30 protein-coding genes and 3 tRNA genes are annotated in these 22,289 nt (G+C 63.2%); 11 read left to right on the top strand and 22 right to left on the bottom strand.

The annotated features are described in order from the left end of the window. Positions 1–163: 163 nt before the first annotated feature. Positions 164–604 carry a hypothetical protein gene (locus GO986_RS00005; protein ID WP_157457185.1) on the bottom strand — a complete coding sequence of 147 codons (441 nt, stop codon included), beginning with the start codon at positions 602–604 and terminating at the stop codon, positions 164–166. 136 nt (positions 605–740) lie between these two features. Next, positions 741–1,151 (bottom strand): DUF1398 family protein, encoded by a 411-nt coding sequence (locus GO986_RS00010; RefSeq protein WP_198170327.1) that lies wholly within the window; start codon positions 1,149–1,151, stop codon positions 741–743. Positions 1,152–1,283: 132 nt separating this feature from the next. Here GO986_RS00010 and GO986_RS00015 point away from each other — a divergent pair, with 132 nt between their 5' ends. Together GO986_RS00015 and GO986_RS00020 are read left to right on the top strand one after the other, a co-directional pair. Further along, the gene (locus GO986_RS00015) at positions 1,284–1,733 is read left to right on the top strand and encodes a MarR family winged helix-turn-helix transcriptional regulator (protein WP_198170328.1); all 450 of its coding nucleotides are present in this window, start codon (positions 1,284–1,286) and stop codon (positions 1,731–1,733) included. Between the two features lie 104 nt (positions 1,734–1,837). Continuing rightward, positions 1,838–2,059: a hypothetical protein gene (locus GO986_RS00020; RefSeq protein ID WP_157457188.1), complete on the top strand. Its 222-nt coding sequence runs from the start codon at positions 1,838–1,840 to the stop codon at positions 2,057–2,059. A gap of 302 nt (positions 2,060–2,361) precedes the next feature. On the opposite strand, the gene GO986_RS00025 is transcribed toward GO986_RS00020, so the two are convergent. The 3 genes from GO986_RS00025 to GO986_RS00035 form a co-directional block, all read right to left on the bottom strand. Next, positions 2,362–2,841, bottom strand: a complete 480-nt coding sequence (locus GO986_RS00025) for a hypothetical protein (protein ID WP_157457189.1) — start codon at positions 2,839–2,841, stop codon at positions 2,362–2,364. Positions 2,842–2,919: 78 nt separating this feature from the next. Then, positions 2,920–3,390: a hypothetical protein gene (locus GO986_RS00030; protein ID WP_157457190.1), complete on the bottom strand. Its 471-nt coding sequence runs from the start codon at positions 3,388–3,390 to the stop codon at positions 2,920–2,922. Positions 3,391–3,419: 29 nt separating this feature from the next. Further along, on the bottom strand, positions 3,420–3,626 hold the full coding sequence (locus GO986_RS00035) for a helix-turn-helix domain-containing protein (RefSeq protein WP_157457191.1): 207 nt from the start codon (positions 3,624–3,626) through the stop codon (positions 3,420–3,422). A gap of 149 nt (positions 3,627–3,775) precedes the next feature. Between GO986_RS00035 and GO986_RS00040 the strand changes: the two genes are divergently transcribed. The 4 genes from GO986_RS00040 to GO986_RS00055 all read left to right on the top strand — a co-directional run bounded on the left by GO986_RS00040 (position 3,776) and on the right by GO986_RS00055 (position 6,713). Beyond that, entirely contained in the window at positions 3,776–4,201 is a 426-nt protein-coding gene (locus tag GO986_RS00040; RefSeq protein ID WP_198170329.1) for a hypothetical protein, read from the top strand. Between the two features lie 330 nt (positions 4,202–4,531). Beyond that, positions 4,532–5,221 (top strand): UbiA prenyltransferase family protein, encoded by a 690-nt coding sequence (locus GO986_RS00045; protein WP_157457192.1) that lies wholly within the window; start codon positions 4,532–4,534, stop codon positions 5,219–5,221. Continuing rightward, positions 5,218–5,655, top strand: coding sequence for a hypothetical protein (locus GO986_RS00050; protein WP_157457193.1), 438 nt, complete (start codon positions 5,218–5,220; stop codon positions 5,653–5,655). The genes GO986_RS00045 and GO986_RS00050 overlap by 4 nt, the downstream gene beginning before the upstream one ends. Before the next feature lie 116 nt (positions 5,656–5,771). Next, entirely contained in the window at positions 5,772–6,713 is a 942-nt protein-coding gene (locus GO986_RS00055) for a hypothetical protein (RefSeq protein ID WP_157457194.1), read from the top strand. A gap of 300 nt (positions 6,714–7,013) precedes the next feature. Here the strand turns inward: GO986_RS00055 and GO986_RS00060 are convergent, their stop codons facing one another. From GO986_RS00060 to GO986_RS00115, 12 genes are all read right to left on the bottom strand, one after another. Then, positions 7,014–7,337 carry a hypothetical protein gene (locus tag GO986_RS00060; RefSeq protein WP_157457195.1) on the bottom strand — a complete coding sequence of 108 codons (324 nt, stop codon included), beginning with the start codon at positions 7,335–7,337 and terminating at the stop codon, positions 7,014–7,016. Positions 7,338–7,816: 479 nt separating this feature from the next. Further along, positions 7,817–8,152, bottom strand: a complete 336-nt coding sequence (locus GO986_RS00065; RefSeq protein ID WP_157457196.1) for a helix-turn-helix domain-containing protein — start codon at positions 8,150–8,152, stop codon at positions 7,817–7,819. Beyond that, complete coding sequence (locus GO986_RS00070) at positions 8,149–8,652, bottom strand: hypothetical protein (RefSeq protein WP_157457197.1); 504 nt, start codon at positions 8,650–8,652, stop codon at positions 8,149–8,151. The genes GO986_RS00065 and GO986_RS00070 overlap by 4 nt, the downstream gene beginning before the upstream one ends. After that, positions 8,649–8,852 (bottom strand): hypothetical protein, encoded by a 204-nt coding sequence (locus tag GO986_RS00075; protein WP_157457198.1) that lies wholly within the window; start codon positions 8,850–8,852, stop codon positions 8,649–8,651. Before GO986_RS00075 ends, GO986_RS00070 begins: the two co-directional genes overlap by 4 nt. 277 nt (positions 8,853–9,129) lie before the next feature. Next, on the bottom strand, positions 9,130–9,372 hold the full coding sequence (locus tag GO986_RS00080) for a hypothetical protein (RefSeq protein WP_157457199.1): 243 nt from the start codon (positions 9,370–9,372) through the stop codon (positions 9,130–9,132). Next, positions 9,369–9,686, bottom strand: coding sequence for a hypothetical protein (locus tag GO986_RS00085; RefSeq protein WP_157457200.1), 318 nt, complete (start codon positions 9,684–9,686; stop codon positions 9,369–9,371). Before GO986_RS00085 ends, GO986_RS00080 begins: the two co-directional genes overlap by 4 nt. A gap of 292 nt (positions 9,687–9,978) precedes the next feature. After that, entirely contained in the window at positions 9,979–10,230 is a 252-nt protein-coding gene (locus GO986_RS00090) for a hypothetical protein (protein ID WP_157457201.1), read from the bottom strand. Further along, complete coding sequence (locus GO986_RS00095; RefSeq protein ID WP_157457202.1) at positions 10,227–10,841, bottom strand: hypothetical protein; 615 nt, start codon at positions 10,839–10,841, stop codon at positions 10,227–10,229. The genes GO986_RS00090 and GO986_RS00095 overlap by 4 nt, the downstream gene beginning before the upstream one ends. Continuing rightward, entirely contained in the window at positions 10,838–14,266 is a 3,429-nt protein-coding gene (locus GO986_RS00100) for a hypothetical protein (protein ID WP_157457203.1), read from the bottom strand. Before GO986_RS00100 ends, GO986_RS00095 begins: the two co-directional genes overlap by 4 nt. 85 nt (positions 14,267–14,351) lie before the next feature. Next, positions 14,352–14,582, bottom strand: coding sequence for a hypothetical protein (locus GO986_RS00105; RefSeq protein ID WP_157457204.1), 231 nt, complete (start codon positions 14,580–14,582; stop codon positions 14,352–14,354). A gap of 133 nt (positions 14,583–14,715) precedes the next feature. After that, entirely contained in the window at positions 14,716–15,669 is a 954-nt protein-coding gene (locus GO986_RS00110) for a hypothetical protein (RefSeq protein ID WP_157457205.1), read from the bottom strand. Between the two features lie 564 nt (positions 15,670–16,233). Continuing rightward, the gene (locus GO986_RS00115) at positions 16,234–16,725 is read right to left on the bottom strand and encodes a YciE/YciF ferroxidase family protein (protein WP_157457206.1); all 492 of its coding nucleotides are present in this window, start codon (positions 16,723–16,725) and stop codon (positions 16,234–16,236) included. Between the two features lie 14 nt (positions 16,726–16,739). Between GO986_RS00115 and GO986_RS00120 the strand changes: the two genes are divergently transcribed. The 5 genes from GO986_RS00120 to GO986_RS00140 all read left to right on the top strand — a co-directional run bounded on the left by GO986_RS00120 (position 16,740) and on the right by GO986_RS00140 (position 19,441). After that, entirely contained in the window at positions 16,740–17,030 is a 291-nt protein-coding gene (locus GO986_RS00120) for a hypothetical protein (protein WP_157457207.1), read from the top strand. A 210-nt stretch (positions 17,031–17,240) separates the two neighbouring features. Continuing rightward, positions 17,241–18,110: an EamA family transporter gene (locus tag GO986_RS00125; RefSeq protein ID WP_439648687.1), complete on the top strand. Its 870-nt coding sequence runs from the start codon at positions 17,241–17,243 to the stop codon at positions 18,108–18,110. Positions 18,111–18,318: 208 nt separating this feature from the next. Further along, positions 18,319–18,394, top strand: a tRNA-His gene (locus GO986_RS00130). A 6-nt stretch (positions 18,395–18,400) separates the two neighbouring features. Beyond that, positions 18,401–18,473: transfer RNA gene (locus GO986_RS00135), tRNA-Gln, on the top strand. Between the two features lie 371 nt (positions 18,474–18,844). Then, complete coding sequence (locus GO986_RS00140; RefSeq protein WP_157457209.1) at positions 18,845–19,441, top strand: DUF1990 family protein; 597 nt, start codon at positions 18,845–18,847, stop codon at positions 19,439–19,441. 256 nt (positions 19,442–19,697) lie between these two features. Here GO986_RS00140 and GO986_RS00145 read toward each other — a convergent pair whose 3' ends face one another. The 5 genes from GO986_RS00145 to GO986_RS00165 form a co-directional block, all read right to left on the bottom strand. Next, complete coding sequence (locus tag GO986_RS00145; protein ID WP_157457210.1) at positions 19,698–19,901, bottom strand: hypothetical protein; 204 nt, start codon at positions 19,899–19,901, stop codon at positions 19,698–19,700. Between the two features lie 126 nt (positions 19,902–20,027). Further along, on the bottom strand, positions 20,028–20,300 hold the full coding sequence (locus GO986_RS00150; RefSeq protein ID WP_198170330.1) for a hypothetical protein: 273 nt from the start codon (positions 20,298–20,300) through the stop codon (positions 20,028–20,030). 287 nt (positions 20,301–20,587) lie between these two features. Further along, positions 20,588–20,662, bottom strand: a tRNA-Asn gene (locus GO986_RS00155). Between the two features lie 77 nt (positions 20,663–20,739). Beyond that, a complete protein-coding gene (locus GO986_RS00160; RefSeq protein WP_157457212.1) occupies positions 20,740–21,267 on the bottom strand; it encodes a YqgE/AlgH family protein in 528 nt (175 codons plus the stop codon). Positions 21,268–21,324: 57 nt separating this feature from the next. Next, positions 21,325–22,227, bottom strand: a complete 903-nt coding sequence (locus GO986_RS00165; protein WP_157457213.1) for a hypothetical protein — start codon at positions 22,225–22,227, stop codon at positions 21,325–21,327. Between the last annotated feature and the right edge of the window lie 62 nt (positions 22,228–22,289).

A 22,289-nucleotide genomic window follows, 5' to 3' on the forward strand; every position in this document is an offset into this window, starting at 1 on the left:
TAGATGCCCGCAAGAGAGCAGCCCCCTTGGTATAAGCTCGCACCGCCACCCCCCACATCTTCCAGCCGCCTCCCGTGGGCGGTTTTTCATTCCCCTTCGGAGGTGATCCATGCGACAACACAAATGGCCCCCAGATTTGGGGGCCTCCATCATTCAGAACGGGTTACTTCTTGGCTTTGCGGCCAGTCTTCTTGGTGCCAGTGGCGCGGCTCTTGCCCAGCGCTTGCCCCTTGCTGTAGCTGGCTTCAATCTTGGCGCGGGTGGCCGCCGCCAGTTCTTTAAAGTCCACCAAGCCCGCTTCAATGTTCTCCAGCGTCGCTTTGGGTTTGCTGCCCCGGCGGCCCGTGTTCAGGCCCTGATTGGTTTCGTCAAACCAAGCGTCAAACTCTGGCGTGTGGTCAAAGACCATATCGCGCACCGTCTTGCTGTAGGTCTCGTCACTGCCCCGGCGGCTGAATTGCTTGGGCAGTTCAAAGCGGCTCGGCAGATCCGCAGCATCGATCTTACCTTCACGCACCGCGTCACGGAACTGCTTGATAAAAGCGTCGCTGCGCTGCGCGTTGGTCAGCTTCTCGATCTGTTCACTCAATTTGATGTACGGCATACGTGAAAGCCTACATCGTCTTGAATCAGTTGCACAGCACGAGGGGTGATTCTGAATGTCTTTATTGAGCGCATTCCCATTTGAGGAGAAACAATCTCCCTAACAAAGTGGCCCCCTTGGCGGGGGCTTTAGAAGCTTATACAGGAAGTTCAACGTGTGGATAGTGCTCAATGTACTGCTCGCCGTTGACGCCTATGTAAGTGCAGGTACGGCCTTCCAGATCCACGTGATACCGCACGACCCCGGCTTGCCAGCTGCCGGCCATAAATTCCGGGAACGTCGTTTCGCCGGCCTGATCCGCCCGGAGTGTGGCCACCAAGGCAGCCTCTTGGAAGGGCGGCACCACCGTTTTGCCCTGAGCAAGCGGTGGCCCCTGTTCCAGCACCGACCCTTCCGCCGTGACGTAGAGCATGGAGAAGGCCGGCACATCACAGTCCACCCGCTGCACGCCGACCTGACGTAGACATTCTGCGAGGTAGGGAAAGCCGCCGACCTTAGGGCGGATGGTGGCGGCACGCTGCTGAGCGACTTCAAGACGGTCAAGCATGGACATAGGCACCTCAGAGAGGAAAAGACGCATGACATCCCGGCAACGTCATGCAAAGATATAAACATCATGCCGAAACAGCAATATGTTGTCAAATCAGAGTGGGCGGGTCCAGACGTCATGGATGCCCTCATGGCTGACCTGTATGAGGCGGCCGGTGCGGCCCGGCGAGTGGGGGAACTGATCGCCGGCACCGAGCACCAGACACAAGTGCGCTGGCAAACGATGTACACGATTGCGGCCCAGCGCCTGACGGTGCCGCAGGTGGCCCGCCGGATGGGGGTCAGTCGCCAGAACGTCCAGCGGGTGGTGGGGGACCTGGAACGGGACGGGCTGGTGCGCTTTGAGGCCAACCCGGACCACCGCACGTCACCCCTGCTGGTGTTAACCGAAGAGGGCCAGCCGATCTTGGACCGTCTGAATGCCGCGGCGGCGCAGGCGCATCAGGTGCAACTCGAATGGTTGCCGGAAGCCGAAGTCGAGGCCACCCGACAAGCACTCCGGCAATTGACAGCCACTCTCCAGCGCTATGAAGCCTTCCATACGGAGGACCAGCCCAATTCACCTGAAGAGCAACTTTAAGCGCGCCCCGTGTCATTCGGTGCTCCAGTGGGGCCAAACTCTGACCCATGAGTCAATGTGGCACTTACCGGCGGATGCCCCACCCCAGCCTCTATCTTGCGGGTATGCCCTGTCATACTCCGAAGGTCTTCGTGACGGTCAGCCACGTCGAGACAGGCGAGACCGTGCGGCAGTTGGGGCCCTATCAGAACGCAGCAGCGGCCCGGCGAGCCCTCTCGGCCTTCACTGGCCAGGCCATGACCTGGGAACGCACGGAGGACACCTGGCGCACGGAGAAGTACCCACTGGCGTACCACGTTCAGGCGGATAGCGTTGACGAATCCTGAATACGGCGCTATGTTGGAGAAATCAAGGCGGCCTTCGGGTCGCCTTTTTCGTTAGGATGAGCACGGGAGCCAGTTTCCCTAAGAGGTCGCCTTACTGGCGATCTATGGGAGCGGCCCGTATTCTTCGCTGCCGCTACGAGCGAAGGCACCTCAAGGGGCAACTATTGCCATATGACGACAGTCGCCCTCTGAGAGTGGGGGCTCAGTTTGAGCAGAGGTCAGGCTCTTTCATCTTGTCGCCAGCCCGAATCTACGACGGCGTTAACCTCCCCGCCACTTTCAGCCCTGTGCCAAGTAGAACGCTATGACGGGTGATGCCGTGAGTGCCCGTCTTTCCGCTGACGGTACACCTGCAGGGCCTCCTGTAGCCGCTGACTCGCTTTCTCCGCAATGAGCAGGTTATGCGTTTTGACAGCTTCCTCCAGCAGCCAAATGAGGCGCGGCATCTCCGCCCCGTTGACTTTTCCGTCACTGACAATAAGGGGCGTAGGCACGCCGGAGGGCTGGTCACCACCCAATTGAGGAAAGTTCATTACCAATTCAGCGGTGATACGACGGCGAAGTGACTCTGCTCGGCGCATCAGGGTGAGACTGCGCCGCAATTGAAGACCGACGGCCCGCAGCCGGGCTGCCTCCTGTTGCCGGAAGGCATTCTCCCTAACGACTGCTTGTCGCGGCTGCGCCGCGCGGCGTTGAACCTGGGGACGGCGCACCCGCACCATGACCCGCACGCCGCCTGTCCCTGTCTTTGTAAACCGCACGCCTACCTGCACTTTCTTCATGACCTCAGTGTGTGGGGGGGCGTGACAGTGGCGATCCTACATGTTGGCGAGAATATTCCAAGCTTCAACGCAAAGTTATTAATTGCAGAATACTTCAAACAAAGTTCTTGATGCTTTTTTCGTTCTATAGATGCCAAATCTGAATTGAACCTTCCTGTTTTTGGTATATAATCTAATGAGCACCCCTACACCTAATTCAGACCCCATTGTTTGCTCTTCCACAGAACCGTATATTACAGAAAACAAATCATCTATGGACCCAGGCTCGAAGATATACCCCTCACTGCTTCTATCAATTATCTTGCCTATCGGCAATGCATTTGCAAACACTTTGCCTAAGTGCATTGGTTCAAATATCGCAGATTCCAGATACACAGACTCATTATTAATATTTGCCACCATTAGACAGTCGCAAGCATCTGAATCTACAATATCGTGGCGTTTTCTTTGCGCAGATATCAAGATCACGCCTTCAATCTGTTTAATTACCCTAAGGTATCTAGGTGAATCTTCTAATTCCGATAAAGGTTTACTCTTTTGGCTCGTCATGATTTAACCTCTGCAAACTAGAAGACTAATCACTCCGCTTCCACCGTTAGGCGCAAGTCTAGGGCTTCAAGGATGGCGGCCCAGATGCCCGGCACCTGCCCCCCGCCGTCCTTCCCAGTGTTGAGGGCGCGGGTTATCGCCTGAGGAGTCTTGCCCGTAGCGCGGGCAAGGTCTGCCCGGCTTAGCCCCTTCTCCCTCAGGCGGGCGTCTACCTTCGCCCGTATCTCGTCATTCATGCGGGCACCTTAACACTTCTCGGTCATAACCGGAAGTCGGTTGCAGAACTGCCCGACTTCCGGTAACATACCCTCAACAGAAAGAGACGCCTCATCCGCCAAGATTCCGCGTCCCTGACTGACTCCACCGCAGTAACGAAAGGAGCACCGTGAACGATACCACCCCCCGCGCCCTCACCCGCACCTGGGCCACTGTGACCCACTGCCGCGCCTACGACGAAGACTGGGGGACTGTGCAGGCCACCGTCACCCTGACCCGCACCCCAGCGGGCATCGAGGCCACCGTCAACGGCGAAGCGTGCGAACTGACTCACGCCCTGAGCATCCTGCGCGGCGCCGACACCGTGAGCGTTACAGCCGAGACGCTGGAGCCCGCCCCCATCGGCAGGCCCCGTGCGGCCAAGCTACACCGCCTCATGGCCCGCGCTGGCGTGCCCAGTGGTGAGCACTACGGCTTTGCCAGGGCCGCGCTCGACCGCCCGGTGTTCAGCCTGGCCGCCCTGACCGAAGGCGAAGCCCGGCAGGTCTGGAGCTTCCTGCGCGCCACTTTCCCCAGCGTGGCCCGCGCGGCCTGAAGCCCTCCAGGGGGGCGCGTTCTGCCGTCCTGGCGCCACTCGCGTTTGAAACGCGAGTGGTCTCCCCCACCCCTCGAAGCCCTGACTGCCTAGCCCCTGCCCCCGGCGAGAGGAAAGACGTCCGCGCGCCCCTTTGCCCCCGCTTCGAGGGTCCACACACCGAAGGACACCTCACGCTATGACGCGCCTGTGCCTGGCATCTGGGCTGTGTCTTCGCCCTTCGCACCGCCCCACCCGCTCACCTTCACCTCCTGGTCGTCTGCCTCATATGTGCAGGCTTCCTTGTCCTGGCCTCTGCCCTTCGCCACCTGACCCCCAAAGGAAGCGACCATGCCCCATCCAGTGACCATTGAAGGCCCCCGCCCCATCCCGACCCCCTGGGGCCCCTGCGAAGACTGCGGCGGTGCTCACGGCCTGCCCCTCGCTCTCCCAGACGGCGGGCGAGACATGACGCTGTGCCCAGCCTGTTACACCTGGCGCGCACAGGCACAGGCCGCTGAAGCGCATCTCACCGCGCTGGCGGCGCCCATCGTCGGTGCATGGGCCGCCTACTGGACCACAGCGGGGGTGCCGCTTGAGGATCTGGCCGCCATCGTGAACAGCCTGAGCGGCGCCGACCTGGCCGACGAGTACGGCGACGCTTACCGTACCCGCACCTTGCGTGCTCTGCGCTGGGCACACCGCGCACCTGCCGAAGTGGCGCCGCCTATGCCGGCCCTGCGCACGGAGGTCACGTCAGAGGACCTGCCCACCCTGGCTGAATGGCGCCCCGCTCACCCTGAGGGCGGTATTCCCCGTCCTTTCTTTATCAGTCGTGACGGGCGGGCGCGGACCCTGTATCCCACCGCCGACACCATGACTGTGCTGCACGCAGACGGATCGCGCACCCTCCTGCTGACGGGCTACCGGGGGCACACCACAGGCGCCTTGGGCGGCCCTGCGGGTTACCAGGTGCCCGCCGAGTTGTGGCCTCAAGTCCAGGCCGCGCTGAACAGCGAGGGTGAAGGTGGCATGGGATGAGCCGGAAGCGCCGCCCACAGCTGACGATTGCCCGGCCTGCCAAGGCCCGCCCACGTCCTCTCTTCGCCGGCGCAATGACCCTGCGCGCCTTCGGGCTCCTTTTCGAGGGCGACGGCCGCCCTGCGCTCTACCTTTGCGCTGATGACCACGGTGGTCTCCCTCAACTGTACCGTATCCCTGAAGACGCTCAGATCACGGTGAAGGCACCCCGTCCCCTCCCTGAAGGGGCAGGCCGCGTCTTTCTGCCTGCTGGCTCAGCGGTGACCTTTCAGACGCCCGACGGGCGCATCACAGTGCTGGCTCTGCACGCCGTCAGACTGTGCCGTGAGGTGCTTGAAGCTCTCGAAGGCCACGCGCAGGCGGTCAAAGCCTGGCAGGCCGCCCGCGCGGCTTTCGAGGCCGGCGAAGAGAAACATCAATCCGGCGCTGCGTAGACCACTCTGAACACCAGTACCACCGGCTCTCCTCCTCTCCCAACGTTGCTTTCACCCCAGGCGCTCTGGCCCCTTTCCTTCGCCAGAAAGCCTGGGGCAACCACCAAAGGAATCCCATGAGCGAACACCCTGATCTGACCCCCTACCTTCACGGCCTGAACCCTGATCCGGCCGCCATGACAGACGCCCGCGCCTTCGCTCTCATGCTGCCCGAAGCCCCGCGCCTGGGGGCACGCCTCGAAGACCTCATCATGTGTTTCGCCTACTTCGTCCAGCAGCACACCGGACCTCGTCTGCCGGGTGGCCACACCGAAGCCCTGAACACCTTCCGCTTCGCCGTCTCGGGGCTCTATGCCCTGTTGGAAGACGACCGGGGTGGCCAGGTGGACGCTTTCGCCACTATGGCCCGTGCTCAGCTGTGGGCAGCGGACAAGTGCCGGCAAGCCGCCATTGACCTCAGCGCCGAAGACGCACGGGGCGCCAGTGCCCACGACTTGGAAGGCTTCGTCATTGAAAACGTAGGATTGGTGCGCCTTTGGCACGACTGCCCCTCCGGACTGCACGCCTGGACGGTCCAACAGGAGGACCTGGGCCGCGTGATGGAGGCCGGCCGCCTGGCCGCCTGGTGGGTGGTGTCTCGACTGCTCGAAACCGCGCTCACCCTTGAGGACGGAGACGCGGAAACCATGACCGCGCAGATCTTGCAAGGCTTTGAACGACCCTGGCCCGGCCGCACGGTGCGCGCTGATCCTCTCGCCACTGACCTTCCTTTCCCGGACCCACTGCCCAGAATGGGAAAAGACCCTGTGTACACCGTGGACTATGTTGAAGTTCTAGGTGGCGGGCGCGTGCGGCTGTGCATGGGCGGCGGCGAAGACTACGAAGCCACCCGCGAGGGCAGCACACTGACCCCCCTGCCGGATGGTGCAGGCTTCCTGCTTCTGACCGTGGAGGGCGAGCCCATGACAGTGAGGCTCACCCCCGAGGACCGCCAGACGGTCGGTCAGGTCTTCGGGTGGGCCGACGGCGAAGGCGGGCAGGCTTCACCCCTGAACTGAGAGCAGACCCTCCCGGCCGCATGTGGGAGGCCACGCAGGAACGGCGCTGAAGGAAAGGGTGTCAGAGCGCGTTAGAAGCGCCTCATGCTCGGGAAAACGCCGGGAAGCTGAGGCGCGTATAGCTGCTGAGGTAGGGGCCGGATACATAAGACACTGTCCGGTTCCCACCTGGGCGCACATCTTTGCTTCGCCGCACACTGCACGAGATGTAGGCCCACTGAACGGCGGCGCCGCATGAGACACATGGACCAAATTGAGACAGGTTGCCCCATCCCGCTGTCCCTAATCTGGGCCTGCCCTTCACAAGGCGTCGATCAAGACGCGGCGAAGGGACCGCATGGAGCGCTGCCCCAGCAGGCGCGCCGTGACCAATTGCCGGTCTTCTGACCATAGTGCTGTCCAAGTTTGGCGCGCCGCTGCCACGTCCCCTGGCAGGCCCCACCGCTGCCCGTGCCGTCCGTAACCCAGGCAGGTCACCTGCCCTGCAGCGGCCAGGCCTCGCAGCGCCCGGCGCGTGCTGGCTTCACTTGCTCCAGCATGAAGGGCCAGAGTGTGGGCGTCCAGCAACCCACCAGCCAGCATCCCCAGGATGGAGCGCTGCACCCGCCCAGGTCCTCGGCTCATGGCCTCAGTGTGGCAGCCCACATGGGCCAGCACCCCAGACGGCAAACCCCATGCAGAGTGCACGCGCGAGCAGCAGCAGCAGCACACTTACGGTTCTTTCTTCGCCGGTTTGAGGGCACAGCTCGTTCACCCGACCCCGCGCGCAGACGGCGAAAAGCAACCGTGGACCTGCAGCTGGAACCGCATAGTGGGCGGATGTTCATGCTGATAAACGACAACATTCAGCACACCTCAAAGCCTCAACCGCTCCTTTTGCCAAACGGGAAAAAGGCTCACCTGCACGAGTCTTTTCGCGCAGAGTAGGCGTTTGTTCCTGCTAAAATTGGCTAAGGTCTGCGCCTATGGGGCGCGCACCCTACTTCCTAACAGAACCTAACACTGGCCGACACGAGGAAAACTCGAAGGATCACTAAAAGCGCCCACCTGCATGGCATCTTTCGCGCAAGGTGGGCGTTTGTTCCCCTTCAGAAAACTATAGGTTAGCCCTTCTCCGCCTCCACTTCAAGGGCCAGCAGTTCACTCACGTCGACTGGTCGCCCGGTCAGGGTATGCACAATTCCCGCCACAGTGGCCAGCGTCGTCAGGTCAATGCGCGAGGTGTCCCCACGAGCTAAGCGGTACACGGTGCCGGGGTCTACCGTGCCCTGCGCATACCCGGACATGGCGACCTGATACACGCTCAGGCCGCGCGCCTCGCAGACTTCACGAAGGGTGATGTACGCCACGTAAGGTGCAGGGCCTGGTGTGCCGAAGCCTAGATGCGTCACTGGCTGCCCGTCACGGTCAAGCAGAGACTCAGCTTGCGATCTACTCACGCCAGTCCACCCAACACCGCGCACAACCCACCCTCGAAACGCCACAGGGCCGCACCCCAGCGGGCCAGGCGGTGCACATCTGGCGACAGGGGAAGACGCACAGCCTCTCTGTCGCACCACTGCGCGCCGGCCTCAAAGTAAGAGGCAAAGGCTGCCGCGCGAGTGGCCGGCGGGGGCAAGAGAGGCGCACCGTCCGAGAAGTCCACTCCATTGGCCCAGGCTTGGGCTTCGTCCTTCGCCGGGTGCGCCACATGGGGCAGGTCCGGGGGCAGGTGGGCACAAGCCACGCGCAGTCGGTCCAGCACCTCAGGCTCTGCTCCCCGCTCGATCACCTGCGCCGCATCCTGCCAAGCGGCCCGGTCTGCGGCACTCAGGCGCCGCTCAGCCGCCTCAATGTAGGCCCAGTTTTGTGCCCGCACCGCTTCCCCCTTCGCCGAGTGGGCCTCTTCCAGCACCGCCAACCGCTGCCATTTACCGCTATTTTTTCGCTTCGCCGTCATGGTGTCCCCCGCTCCTCGCGGTCAATGAGCGACCGCAACTCCTCATCTGTCATGGCCTGAATTTCTGCCCGGACACGCTGCGCTTCACCCTCGGGGTCTGGGTGACCCCGTGATCGCAGCAGCGCAGCGTGCAGCTCGTCTAATTCCCGGTCAGACAGTCCGGCCAGGTAAGCGCGGCGCTCGACTTCCACTCGGCGCATCCTGCCTGCCTGGGCCGCCTCCAAGACGCCAACTCGCTTCTTCTTCGCCGTCACAGATCACCCCAGCGCACACCTGCGATGAATTTGGCCGGCCGGGCTGGGGCCAGCATCAGAAGTCCTGCTCCCGCAAGTTCCCCCGGCGAAAGAGGAATGGTCCGCCCGCCCCCGCCCATCTCACGCCACACGCCCGCCTGAGGGTCTGCCTCGAAGATGCCCAAGCCCTCCCCCGTCTCTGTCCTTCGCCGGGCTTCCAGGCGCGCCAGTCTGCTGCGCCGCGTCATTCGCTCCACCCGGCCAGGCGGCCGATTTCGGCCAGAAGTTCGTCCTGCGTCATGGCCTCCACCCGTGCCGCATACACCGGGTCTGTGTCCTCGGCCAGCTGGGCCAGGTGGGCGGCCAGGTCCTCGTCGGTGAGCTGCGCCGCCCAGGCCGCGCCCGCCTCTGCCTCTTCCAGGACCTCGCGCTCCCGGCGCGCGGCCTCTAGAGCAGTGAGGCGCGCGATCTTCCGAGCGCGGGTCACGCGGCCCCCCGGCCCAGCCGTGGCCCTGGGGCCAGCAGGTCTTCGTCCTCGCCGGTCTGCCCCGCTTCAAGGGCCGCAATCCGGGCCTCCAGTTCGCCCACCTCCACAATGCGGGCATAGGCGGCGGCGCCTTGACTGACAGCGTGAACCGCTCGCAGCGCGTGAGCGGGGTCGTCTTCTTCCAGCAGCTCGCCAGCGCGCGTGAGGGCGCGCCACAGCAGCGCGCGGGCGTCTTCGAGGGTGCCGGGCTTGCCTCGCCGCTTCATTCGCTTGGCCTGCCGGGCTTTCGTCGGGTCTGCATCTTTATTGCTCATGACTCACCACCGGCCCTCTGGAGGGCCATGCTTTCAGACCGGGGGGGGAGGCCCACGCCCCGGAAGACTTCGAGTGCGGCCAGGACGCCGCAAGGGGTCAGGTCACCCCTCCGCATCTGGCCCCTTTCGTGCGCGTCGAGGGTGCCTTGGTGAAGGTCTTTCGGGTGCGGCTCAGACCGGCGAAGGAATGAGGCCCGGCCCGCCCGGATGGGCAGCGGGGCCACGGCTTCGCATCGGGTCAGCGCCCAGGCGAGCGTGTATTCGTGCCCGCCCAGGGTCTTCTCTTCGCCGGTCACGCCTGGCCCCCCAGGTTCAGGCGGGGCAGGTAAGCCCGCGCCGCATCCTGGCCGAACTCGGTGAGGTGGCCGCGTTTCATCATCCCTGCTGCTTCCGCCAGGGTCAGCCCCACACGCTGCCGGGCTGCCTGAGGGGCGTGCTGCCGCGTCACTGCTTCAAGGGCCGCGCGCAACTCGCCAGACGGCAGTAGGGCCGCGTAGGCGCTCAGCACCGCCCACTGCAAGGGGGACAGGACACTCCCGCTCACGCCGCCCCCTGCGCCGGATGGTCAGCGGTCGGCTGGGCAGGTGCTCCACCAGGCCCCCAGGTCCTTTTCCCGCCTCTGGCCCGCCAGCCCTGGCCGGTCTCTTCGCCGGGCCGCTGGTAGGCTCCGCAGCGTGTGGCCGGGTGGATGGCCAGAGGCGGCGACAGGGGCCACCAGGCCTCCGGGGCGCAGGTGCAAGTGACCATGCCAGGTCCCCAATCTGGCGCTGGAGTGGCCCGTGCGCAGCTGCCGCAGTGGCCCGGCTGGGTGGCCCGCACTTCGAGCGCGTCACGCTGGGCCTGTGCCGCGCGCAGGTTGTCGACTTTCCCGACAACTTCAGCCGGCGAGGAGGAAGAGGGCTTGCTGAGGTTGTTACCATTTGTTGCAACCTCTGCCCGTTCTCCACTCGCTTCGCCGCCCAGGTGGGCCAACACCTCCTGTTTCCTGGCTCGCAGCGCGTCCAGCAGCTCACCGGGCGGGCGTTTGCCACTCAGGGCGAGACCGCCTGCCCCATCTGAGGTCACCTGTGTCCCCGCCTCTGCCAGCCGGGCCAGCAGCACAGCCACGTCCCAGCCTAGAGACTGGTCCACATCGGGCACGGCCGCCCGACTCACAGCGTCACCACGCCGGGCAGGTCTGCGCCTTCAGGCAGAGCTTCCAGCTCAGCGAGGGTCAGTGGACGGAGGGGAGACGGCGAAGAGAAAGACGGGGCGTCCTTCTCTAAAGTCCCCAGAGTCCCCAAATCATCAGAGAAATAATTTAAGTTGGGGACGCAGATCAATGCCGTGTCAGACGCTCTTTCTTCGCCATAAGTCCCCAGGGTCCCCAGAGTCCCCACAGATTCATAGGCCCCCTCTAGCGGAAGGCGCAGCATGACAAGGTGTTTGCGCTGCCCGTCGGGCGTCTTTCGTTTCGCTGTCGCCCGCACGCGGCCTCCGGCCTCCGCTTCGCAGCGCATCAGCCCCGCCGGGTGCAGGCGGTCGCGCATGTTGCCCCAGAGTTTCGCTGCGTCTGGCAGGGCCGCCCCAGCCTGTCCCTGAACAGCCCGCTGCAAGGCTTCGTGTAGCGCGTCTGGCAGGAAACACGCCCAGTCCTGCCCGCCTTCGTGGACGTAATAGCCCACCATGATCGCCCCAGGCTTCGTGCTGAACGTTTCCTCTTCGCCATCCCGACCCTGAAAGGTGCGCCGCTGCCAGCCACAGAGCGGGGCCGCCTCTGCATCTGGCGCGCTGCCCCCACGCAGGTCTTCGAGGTACACCCGGCCCTGTGCCAGCAGGCTGCCCAGCACGGCTAGCGCGCGGGCCACGGGGTCAGCGTCCCGCAGGTGCTGCGCCTGACCCTGCGCCGTGTCCTGCAGAGCATTGACCACTCGCTGCCACACATCCTCAGCCTCTCCTTCCGTGGCCGCCCCCACCCGCACGGCGAAGGACAGAAACACTTCCCAGCTGTAGGCCAGTTCTGCCGCCGCATCCCCCGTGCGCCCGTGGGCCCCCTGGAAATAAGGGGCTAAGGCGCGCACGCGGGCACGGTGCCCAGCGCTGCCCACCTGCACCGTGCTCAGGCGTCCGGCCACACCCTGAACGAAGCCCGCAAGAGCCAGCGCGTACACCCCTGCTGCCGCCTTCTCTTCGCCGTCGAAATAGGCGGCAGACTTCGCCCGCGAGTCGATCAGGGGGCGCGACACTTCCACCATGACCAGGCGGGCCCGGTTGCTGTGCCCACGCGGCAGTTCCTCGGCCGATACGGCAATCAGCCCACGCGGATACAGCGCCGCCCTCGTCCTGCGGTCAGCCGTCAGCGTGCCACGCCCTGCGCCATCGGCCGCCCCCTGAATCACCCGCGAGGCCGCGCCATCCAGCTTCGCCCGGTCGCCCACACTGCCCGACGGTTTGAAATCGTCGATCACGAAGAGGGCGTCTTTCACCCGGAAGGCATTGCTCTCCAAAGCATTTGCGGACGTGTTCCAGCCCTCTGGAAGGAACTTGCGCCCCCAGCGTGGCCCGTAGTGGGCCATGACCAAGCCTACGAAGGCAGTCTTATGGCGCCCCGTCTCGCCCACGGTCCACACCACGAAGTCGGCCGAACCCAGGGGGGCACGGTAGGCGGCGCCCAACATGGGCACACTCACTGTGTCTGGAGCGAGGTTCATCAGGTCCAGAGAGGCCCGCACCGCTACGCGCAGCTCGTCTAGGGGCCGGGGGTGTCCATCTTCTCTCTTCGCCGGATCCGGCAGGGTATACGCGGCCAGCCTGCCGCCCAGATCAACGGCCACACCCACCACACCACCGGCCGCCCCAATGACGGCGCCCGCCGTGAGATACAGCGGCCCGTGTTCCGGGTGAGCGATCCAGCCTGTGTGCTGATAAACCGTCCGGCGCGGATAGCCGCGCGCATTGCTCAGGACCTGCACTGCGTCCCGCGCCTTGTCCTTCTTGCCCTGGCCAGCAGGCAGGCGTGCTTCTCCACCCCACTTCGCCACCGGCCAGGCCATCCCCGAGAACTCTGCCGTGCCGACCGTGACGGTGGGCGGGTACAGGGGCGCGCCGTCTGGCCGGCGGCCTTCGATCTGGAAGACGCGCCGGGCTTCCCCACTCCCGTCGTCCTCGATCACTTCCGCCGTGATGAACGCGGCGAAGTCGGCCAGCACTTCCACGCTCACCCACTCTTCGCCGTCCTCTTTTTTGAGGGTCAGTGCGGCCAGCTTCCCGCCGCGCACGCCATAGGCCGTGCGCCCGGACGTGGGCACGTCCCCGGATTCGCACCAATTCGGCACCTCTTCGCCGATCAGGTGGGGCGTGTCCCGGTCGGCTGGGGCTGGAGGGGCCCAGGGCTGCGCCGCCTCAATGGCGTCTATAAGCCTGCCGCCCAGCAAGGCCGCGTGGGTCTGTGGGTCGGCGTGGGGCGCCACCGTGCCCAGGGCGTCACAGGCATCTGTTTTTGTGTCCCCGTCCACGGCGAAGGGGAAGACCTGGCCAGTCGGCACAGTGCCCAACTGGTGGACCTGCGCACCCTGGGCGGCCAGCAGTTCTCCCCACTTCGCGCGGGCCGCCTGGCCCTCTTCATCGGGGTCGGCCCACAGGTACACCCGCGCCCCGGCAGGAATGTGAGCCACATGCGGCAGGGCCACAGCTGACGCCACGCCCTGCACCGCGTAGCCCTGCGCTCCTTCTCGGGGGGCCAGATGGCCGGCGCCCTCAGCCGCTGCCTGGAGCATAACCACACAAGCCGCCGCATTGAGCTCGCCTTCCACGATCAGGAAAGCCCGACCCGCCTCACGCTGTCCGGGACCGCACCAGGCTGGGGTGCCTTGACCCTTCGTGGCGTAGACGTAGCGCTGCGCGCCAGCCGCCTTGAGATCTTCCTTGCTGCCTGGGTTGCGCACCTTAACCGCCCAGGGTGCGCTGTCCGGGCCTGTGACTTCGAAGGCCACTGCGCCGGGCCGGATGTGGCCTGGCAGGTGGCGCCGCCGCCCACCTTCCTCTTCGCCGGTCCAGCGGTAGGCGTTCAGCAGACCGGACGCCAGCGCCCCGCCCAGGCCACGGCGGGCCACCTCGCGCACTTCGGGGCAATCCTGGCCCGCCGTGAGGCGGACCCACCCACGCAGAGCAGCGCGGCCCTTCTCTATGTCCAGTGGGGTCAGCTTGTCCAGCTTGCCCCGCAGCCTGGCCACCCTGGCCTCAGCCTGGGGCTTCAGGGCGTGGCGCGGTCTGCTTTCACTACCGAGCAGGTCCTCGTCTTTCAGGCCGGCCCAGTCAATCAGCAGCCGGGCCGCTTCGCCCTTGGGAATGCCAGCAGAGACCACGAAGGCCAGCGCGCCGCCCTCGAAACTGTCTGCACCGAAGCGCTTGAAAATGGGCCCGCCGTCCCCAGCGCGGTAGGACAGGGACGGATTTTCTTCCTCACAGCCGGGCCGGAAGTCGCATGTTTCGCCGGCCTTTTCGCTGTGCAAGTGGGGGATGCTCTTGCCCAGATGGGCGGCCAGGGCGCGCAGCACTTCGCCGGGCGTCAGGCGGTCCAGGGCGCGGAACAGCGCAGTCACTGGACACCCCACGTGGGGCAGCTTTGCCCGTTATGCTGTTCCTGAAGCCCCCCCGCTTCCCGCCCGGTCTGCTCACCGGGCGTTTTCATTGGCCTACTCGCAGCGTGTCGCGCCAGTTCAGGAAGTCGCCCCAGCGCACGAAATATCGGGGCCGCTCTCCACGCCCAGCGTTGTAAGCCGGAAGACTCCCAGACTGAATAGATGTTCGGATTAGGTCACGCGGCAGCCGTGAACGCTTCCAAAGCTCGGCGGGCGTATACACCGCTTCAAGATCATCTGGTAGATAGGTGGCGTGAAGGTCTACACCTTGCGTCATGTTGTCCCCTGCCCTGTCCCGCCTGGGGACAGGGAGCTATGTCTGAGGGCCGCACCTCCCCGCAGGAAGGGGGCACACGTCAGGCAGGGCCGGGCCTACCGCTTACCGCTGGACTGTTCCAGCGGCCCGGCGTTCAGGCTGCAGGGGGAGCTAGAGGTGCAGTAGGTGGTCGAGGGCGTGGATAAAGAGGTCTGGGAGTACGAGTACGACGAGAGGTAGAGCGCAGTCTCCCCAAAACGTGAGCGCGATAAGCAGCACGCTTCAAATGCAATAGCACCGCGCTTAAGTCAACACGGCCAGCCATTCTCCGCAATAATCTCCAAACAGCACGCCCTGTTGAAGAATCTATGCCCGACAGAGAGCTGAAAAAGTCAGCTCCAAGAGCTAGAATTCCTTTACCCGGAAATACATCACCTGCATATGCACGAAGGGCATCTTCGCTAGGCAGCTCTCGCTTCCAAAGGGCGTGCATTACATTTTTAAATCTTTCGTCAATTGAATTGATGTCGTCATGGGAAGGAGCAGCGTAATCTATGAGACTATCTTCTCGCCACTTCATTTTAGCAAGAATTCTTCCCTGTTTACGTCGAATATTAGCAATTTTCGCTCTTGATCGGCGAGAGAAGGCTCGCAACATATACTCAGGAGCTTCATACCAAACCCCCAATTGTATACGCGCATCCTCATGGTAATCTGAAGGAATAATCTGAAAAATAGGAAGTTGCAGGTAATCTAGCCTAGCGTAAAGATAAGTTTTTACAGCCCGCCTAATTCTGTATTTGGACGGCGTCTTCCATCTCGAACTATGACGCACTTTCTGATGAGCCGCATGGACAAATGCTAAGAACTGTGCTCGTAGGTTTTCTTTCCTTGCGCCAGCCTCTATTGAAGGGATCAGAAGTGATAACAGAGAAGGCGCATTATCCCAAGGCACAGTTAAATGCGATTTCGCACCTACTTGAACGTGGGCACCTTTGACAACCACCTGGCCTACTTCGCTTAGAGCATATTCTTCCCAGATTGACCCTGACACTGCCGGCATCCACAGTGTGGATACCAGAGTGTTCAGAACAGGGGCTGGGGTCACATCGTAAAGTTTACCCTATTCCGCTCAGACCCGAACGAAGCCGGAGGTGCGTGGCCCAAACGTGGCCCATTTGCCTCCGAAGTTCACTTGATCTTGCCGGATGTTCCCGGCATATATGGAGACTACTTATACCGTCCAGGACGCATAAAGCCGCACACTCCCGACCATCTTAGGAATGCCCCCGCTTACGCCTTCCGCTCTCTTTTAATCAGCGGGTTGTAGGTTCAAGTCCTACACGTCCCACCAGGAAAGACCTCGCCCCAGGCGGGGTTTTCTTCATTTTGCTTGCCTGATCCAGTCACTCCCCCAGGACCACCCTAATAGTGTTTTTCCAGGCTGACCTCTCTTCTGACAGCAGACTGCTTTCCACGCTGGGCAACGAGCAGTGGCAACCGGAACTGTCCAGGAATGCCAGGTGGGCAGGAGTACATCAGGTACTAAAGGACAGTCAGAGGCTACAGAACAGGCCCTCCTGCCTGTCCAGATGCTTTGAACTGCTGATGGTGTCACGCCTATGGCGTTGGTCTTCCCCATTGCACTTGCAGAAGACTTTTATCTCACGACTCAGGCCAGCGCCGCCTGATTGATGGGGGTGGCGGCTGCGGTCAGGGTTAGGTCCGCATCCTTTTCTTCCTGCTCGCTGGTGCGGAGTACTTCAGCGTGATGGGGAAGCTGCAGGACTTCCGCATACCGCACCACCGTGCCGTAGACAGCGATTTCATAATGTTCAACCCGCTGCGCACAGGCAATCAGACTGGCATCCTTGACGGCGGGGACCGCGTCTTCTTTGATCATCTCGGCGCCTTCAGCAATCAAGCCCTGCATGGCCTTGCAGGTGTGGCCCCCAGGATCAAGGTTCAGCTCCTTAAAGAGCCCCTCCAGCCGCTGCGCCTGCACGCGCGTTTGGTCCAGGTGCCGTTCAAAGCCTGTTTGAAGTTGAAGGTCTGTGGCTGCCGCCGCCATCTTGGGCAGTGCGGCCAGGAGCTGGGTCTCGGCAGAGTACAGGTCGCGGAGCTGCTCAACGTACAGGTCTTTCAGCGTCTTTAGCGTTGTCATGTCCTGCACTGTGGGTGAGCGGCATCGCCCATGCCCGCCAGTCGAGTGAACTGGTCTTCATCTGGTCCGTGTACACGGTAAAAAGACTCTCTATCGGCCGTTCACCGTTCCGGTATGCCTCAGGATTTCTTCTTACTGGCATCCATAGCCGCACCTATGCCGGCCCCCAACGCCGTACCGAGCGCGACACCTATCCCGATATTGCCGAGTGCCGTCCCGACCGCCACGCCCAGGGCCACGCCGATGCCAAGACTCAACGGGAGCTTCGTTTTTGGTGTCATATCACGAGATACGACAGCAGCTGAAGGACCGTTCCCCAGTGACCCACACAGCCGCAGGAGGCTCACCTGCCATGACCAAGTGCTGTCTCTGAATCTGCTGGGAACCCACGGAGCCTGAACCCTCCCTTGCCTCGCACCACTCTCAACTCAGGACCGAGCCATGCCCAGCCGTACTGAACGCAGGAGCCGGAACCGGAGCGTATACTCCCGCGCATGACGGGTGTGCCCGCTCCACTGAACGCCCGCGCTCTGCTTCTGGCGCTGCTTATCACAGGCATCTGGGGTGTGAACTTTATCGTGATCAAGTGGAGCGTCGCCGACGCCCCGCCCCTGCTGGTGGCGGCCCTGCGGTTCCTGGTGGCGGCGCTGCCTGCGGTGTTCTTTGTGCCGAGGCCGCGCCTGCCCGCCCGCCTGCTGTGGGGCTACGGGCTGGCCGTGGGTGTGGTGCAGTTCGGGCTGCTGTACCTGGCCATTCAGCTGGGCATGAGCGCTGGACTTGGTTCTCTGCTGATGCAGATGCAGGCCTTCTTTACTGCGCTTCTGGCCGCGCGCTTGCTGGGCGAACGCGTGCAGCCGTGGCAGGTGCTGGGCATCACCCTGGCGTTTAGCGGTATGGGCGTCATCGGGGCGCTGTCGGGCGGGGACCTCACGGCGCTGAGTCTGCTGCTCACCCTGCTGGCCGCGCTGGGCTGGGCGGTGAGCAACCTGTTGGTCCGGGCCTCGGGCGGCGCGAACATGTTCTCGCTTGTGGTCTGGAGCGCCCTGATTCCGCCGTTGCCGCTGGCCCTGCTGGCCGGGCTCACGAACGGCTGGGACGCCGTGGCGCGCACCCTTACCCACAGCAGCGCTGGGTTCTGGGCCGCCGTGCTGTTTATGGGTCTGGGCAACACCGTCCTGGGCTTCGGGGTGTGGGCCGCGCTCATCCAGCGGCACGGCGCGGCCCGCGTGGCACCCCTGTCACTCCTGGTGCCGGTGTTTGGTCTTCTCGCCAGCGCCCTAGCCTACCACGAGGCCTTTCCGCCCGGCAAAGTCCTGGGGGCCGCGCTGGTCTTTTCGGGCCTGGTCCTGCATGTGTTTGGCGGGCAATGGTGGCGGCGCGCGTAGGCTCTCCGGGCTTATATCTAGCGTCAGCCGCAGAGAGCCTGGCGCACAGAGGCGCTGGCCTGGAACAGCCGGCAGTCTGAAGGGAGAGGCAGACACGCCTGACCGTTTCCCACCCATAGCCGAAATCTGGGGGCCTTCCTGCCTGCACGATTGGCTTACGCTGCCTGGCCGACGCCAAAGGCGAGGGTCCTCAGGCATTCTGCTGTCGGTGGCCGGAGTTCAGCCGGAAGAACGCTCGCTTGTGGCGCGAGAGGTCACGGGTTCAAGCCCCGTCGGTCACCCCAATTTATAGCGCCTTAGCTCAATTGGAAGAGCATCAGATTTTGGATCTGTTGGTTCCACGTTCGAATCGTGGAGGCGCTGCTTCTATCTCAGGATGTCGTACAGCCTGGAAGCAGGCTTACCTTGGAGGTTACATTCCTAGAATCCTGCCACCTCAACCCTTTATGTCATGCCGCTGTGATAGGGCCTTCCCTATACTCAGACCATCCAAATCAGCAGTGCCCGCCCGAGTGAAGGCGGTTCCTTGCCCCGCCCCCGTGCGGGGCTTTTTGGGTCTAGTGCCGCTCATGTGTGTGGCAACTCGCGCAGCCACCATGGGCAGAGCCCGAGGAGGCGCCCGTGACACCCGTCCTTCCACCACTTCACGCAACACTGGTGTCACCCTCAAATCGGGTTCTAGCGACTTTACGCGGCTGTCATGTCCCCTCTCCGTCCAGTCAGGAGACTCAAGCATGATCCGTGGTTGGTGGCTGGCACCGCTCCTCTGGGGTGCGTTCAGAACGAAGGTCCTCCGGTTCCCGACAGCCGGCTGGACCCCAACCGATGAGCGTGATGGTGTCGGCCCCCTGACGCGCCGGGACTACTGGATTGATCTGGCTGCGCCGCAGCGCTCTGGCCCAGAGGTGCTTCAGCTCATGCTCCAGCAGTTGCCGTCCCTGACACCGCCGGCGCTGGGGTGGTTCCGCCGGGTGCGCCGCACAGAGGGACCGACCGGAGTGGGCGACCAATTCAAGATTTTGATGTTGGGCAGCCGGCGCGCACGGGTGGAGGTGGCCTTTCTTGCGCCGGACCACTTTCGTCTGCGCACTCTTAAACAGCATTCGGAATCCGGCTGGACAGAGTTTCGCTGCTCTGCACTGTCCACAGGGGGCTACCGGCTGAGCATCCTGTCTCAGGTGAGGGCCAGCAGTTGGCTGGACCGGCTCGGTTACCTCTTGGGCATCGGCATCCTGCAGCGCCTGACGTGGGAGGCGGCCCTGCGGCGTGGCCTGCAACTGAGTGGAGGGCGCAAAGTGGGACATGGCACCACAACCTCGGAACGGCCCTAAGCGGCCACTGTCCTGCCCAGCCGGTCACTCCACCAATGGGTTGACGCCCTTTGAACACCCACCCTCTACGCTATAGGCACCCGAACAACACACCCCGCCCGAGTGAAGGCGGAGAGGGCCGCCCCATCGCCGTGTGGGGCTTTTTTATGGCCCTCTCCTGAAGCGGAGCCCAACGTGGCCAAAGATCGTCACTCTCAACAGCTCTGGGACGAAACAAACAAGACGGAGACAGTATTGAGGGCTGCCGCTGTACAGCTCAACTTGCACACAGACAAGAGCGCGGCGAAGTCATCATTTGCTCGCGCAGCACATTCAACTCGGGGGTAAAGAACGTGAGGTTATACCCCGTTGTGTCGAGCAGTTCAGCCAAGCGTTCGGTCACTGCGTCCCAGGCGGCGCTGGGCGTTTCGCCGTTTTGACACCGCATTCGGAAATCAAGTTCGGCCAGGTATTTGGCCATGGCCCAGAGGGTGCTTTCATGCAGATACATGCCACGACCCTACCCAGGGGTGGATGACGGCAGAATGACGCGCTCAGCGCCCACCACAGGCAGGAAACACCTGCAGGACAGACGTTGCCGCCACCCTTAAGCGTGGGGCGTCTTGCCCCTGTTCTGGACTTGCTCAACCCCCTGCTCGAAGGCCTCAGCCCAGGGGCCGGGATACGGCACAGGGTCGGAGTCTTCCCTTGCCTGGTCGTCCATCCTGCCCCAGTGGAAGACCAGCGTCATAGGCCGCTCGTGCGTGATGACCTCCAGCCAGACTTCCCAACCATCCTGCTTGAGCTGTTGCAGGGCCTGACGCTGCTCGGTGGTCAGTTCGTCTTCCCAGGTGTCCTGAAGGGCCAGCGCCTCGGACATGACTCTGAGTTCATCAATCATTCCTCACCCTACCCCAGGCAGTGGATGCTGTCCCAGGTAATCCAGTTCCAGAGCGCCTGTTGCTCTCACAGCTCTGGTCTGCAAGGGTGACCCATGCTGCTGCTCAGTTTCGCAAGTTCGCCCGCCTTAGGCGGCTTCCAGAGCCTCAAAACTCACTGCAATGACCTTTTGGTGGCAGAGGGGCGTAAGGGTTTCATAGATGCAGCATTGGCACCCCTAAAGAGCAATGAAAGCCCCCCGCCTAATGTAAGACGGGGGGCTTTGTCTGGCTCGGCAGGTTGGGGTCGAACCAACGACCGTCCGATTAACAGTCGGATGCTCTGCCACTGAGCTACTGCCGAATATTTGGCCGTTTCTGGCGCGAGAGGGATAGTAGCACGCACCCTGCAGGGGTGCAAGCCCCGCCCTGCACGCACCCTCAGGCCTGCGCCCCGCCCGGCATGATGGTCTCGGGCGTGACCCCCAGCCGGGCCAGCGCGGCCGGCCAGCGGTCACTCGCCGGCACATCCCACAGCAGGTCTGGCGAGTCCTGTTCCACCCAGACCCAGGCGCCTTCGCGCCCCTCCTGGGCAAGCTGGCCAGGTGACCAGCCGGCGTAGCCCAGCACCAGCATGTAGCGCTGCCCCGCCGCCATCACCGCCTGCAAGACCTCCAGGCTGCTCGACACGTTGAGGCCCGGCAACAGCCGCATCTCGCCGTCTATGCCCACGGCTTCCGGGTATAGACACCAACCCAGTGTCGGGTCTACCGGGCCACCCAGCCAGGCAGGGTCGTCCTGGCCCGGCGTCTCTGGCAGCAGCTCAGACACCCTCTGAGACATGGGCTGGTTGACAATCAGGCCCATTGCGCCCTTCTGGTCGTGCTCTAGCAGCAGGATAACAGTGCCCTCGAACACCCCACCGCGCAGGTGAGGGCTGGCCACAAGAAACATAACGGGGCTGCTCATGGGCTTACAGGATAAGGCGCGCCGCCAGCGGGAACAGGGAAAGGGCTTACGGGGAGGTCAGTAGGTGATGGTTCGGATGACTGTTCTGGTCAGGCGACCATTCATGGTTTCCCGCTGGCTGGTCAAATTCCCCTGCGTGTCATACATGGAAGTCCAGAGCATTTCGTAGCCATCGGTGGTTCGTATGCCGAACCGGAGGACACGGCCGCCGGAGTCGGTGGCGAAGGTGGATGTCAACACTACGGTCTCACCGCGCTTCTGCTCACTCTGATTGAGGTGCCCGTCTGGTCCATAAGCATATGTGGTCTTCAACACTGTCGCTGGGACTGCAGACCCCTTGAGCTTCTGTGATATTTCAACTGCCATGAGCCGGTTAAGCTCGTCGAAACGGGCCGTTCGTGCAATGGCGATAGCGCCGGCCAGAGTGGTTCGCTCGTAGACTTCGCGCTTTTGCAGGGAGTAGGTGCAGCTCACCTGAATCTTGACGGGCGGAAGATTCTCGTCAATCAGGTCATCCAGCTCGACGCCGGTATAGCTGCTCAGCCGGTTGCGGCCGTCAAAGGTCAGTGTGAGCGGCGTTTTGGGCGAGGCCAGGACGCTGGTCAGTGTCACCGAGCTCTGGCCTGAGAAGGCGGCCATGATGCTGTCGGATTCCCGCTGAAAGCTTCCCTGCCAGGCAGAGCCAGTTCGACTCTGAAACGACGCGGCGGCCTGGGTCGTTCCCCGATTAGTGTTCCAAAGCACTTGAGTTATCTGGCCCCGGTCCAGCAGAAACGTGCGGGTCGCGTCACGTTGAGGGCCAACGTCGGGAAAGAAGGTGCTGACTTCGACCACCTTCTTCGGCTGGCCCTGAAACACCGGGAACAGGCTGCCTTCCGCTTCAGGAGTTTCAAAGCAGTAGGCCGCCTGAGCGGAAGGCAGCAGGCACAGGATACCCACGAATAAAGCGCGTCTCATCACGGCCACAGCATAGAGATTCACTCTCCTGCACGCCACGAAAAACCCCCGCCACCACGGGCGGG

It is taken from the genome of Deinococcus arboris (genome assembly GCF_009755355.1).
GTDB classification, from domain to species: Bacteria; Deinococcota; Deinococci; order Deinococcales; family Deinococcaceae; genus Deinococcus; species Deinococcus betulae.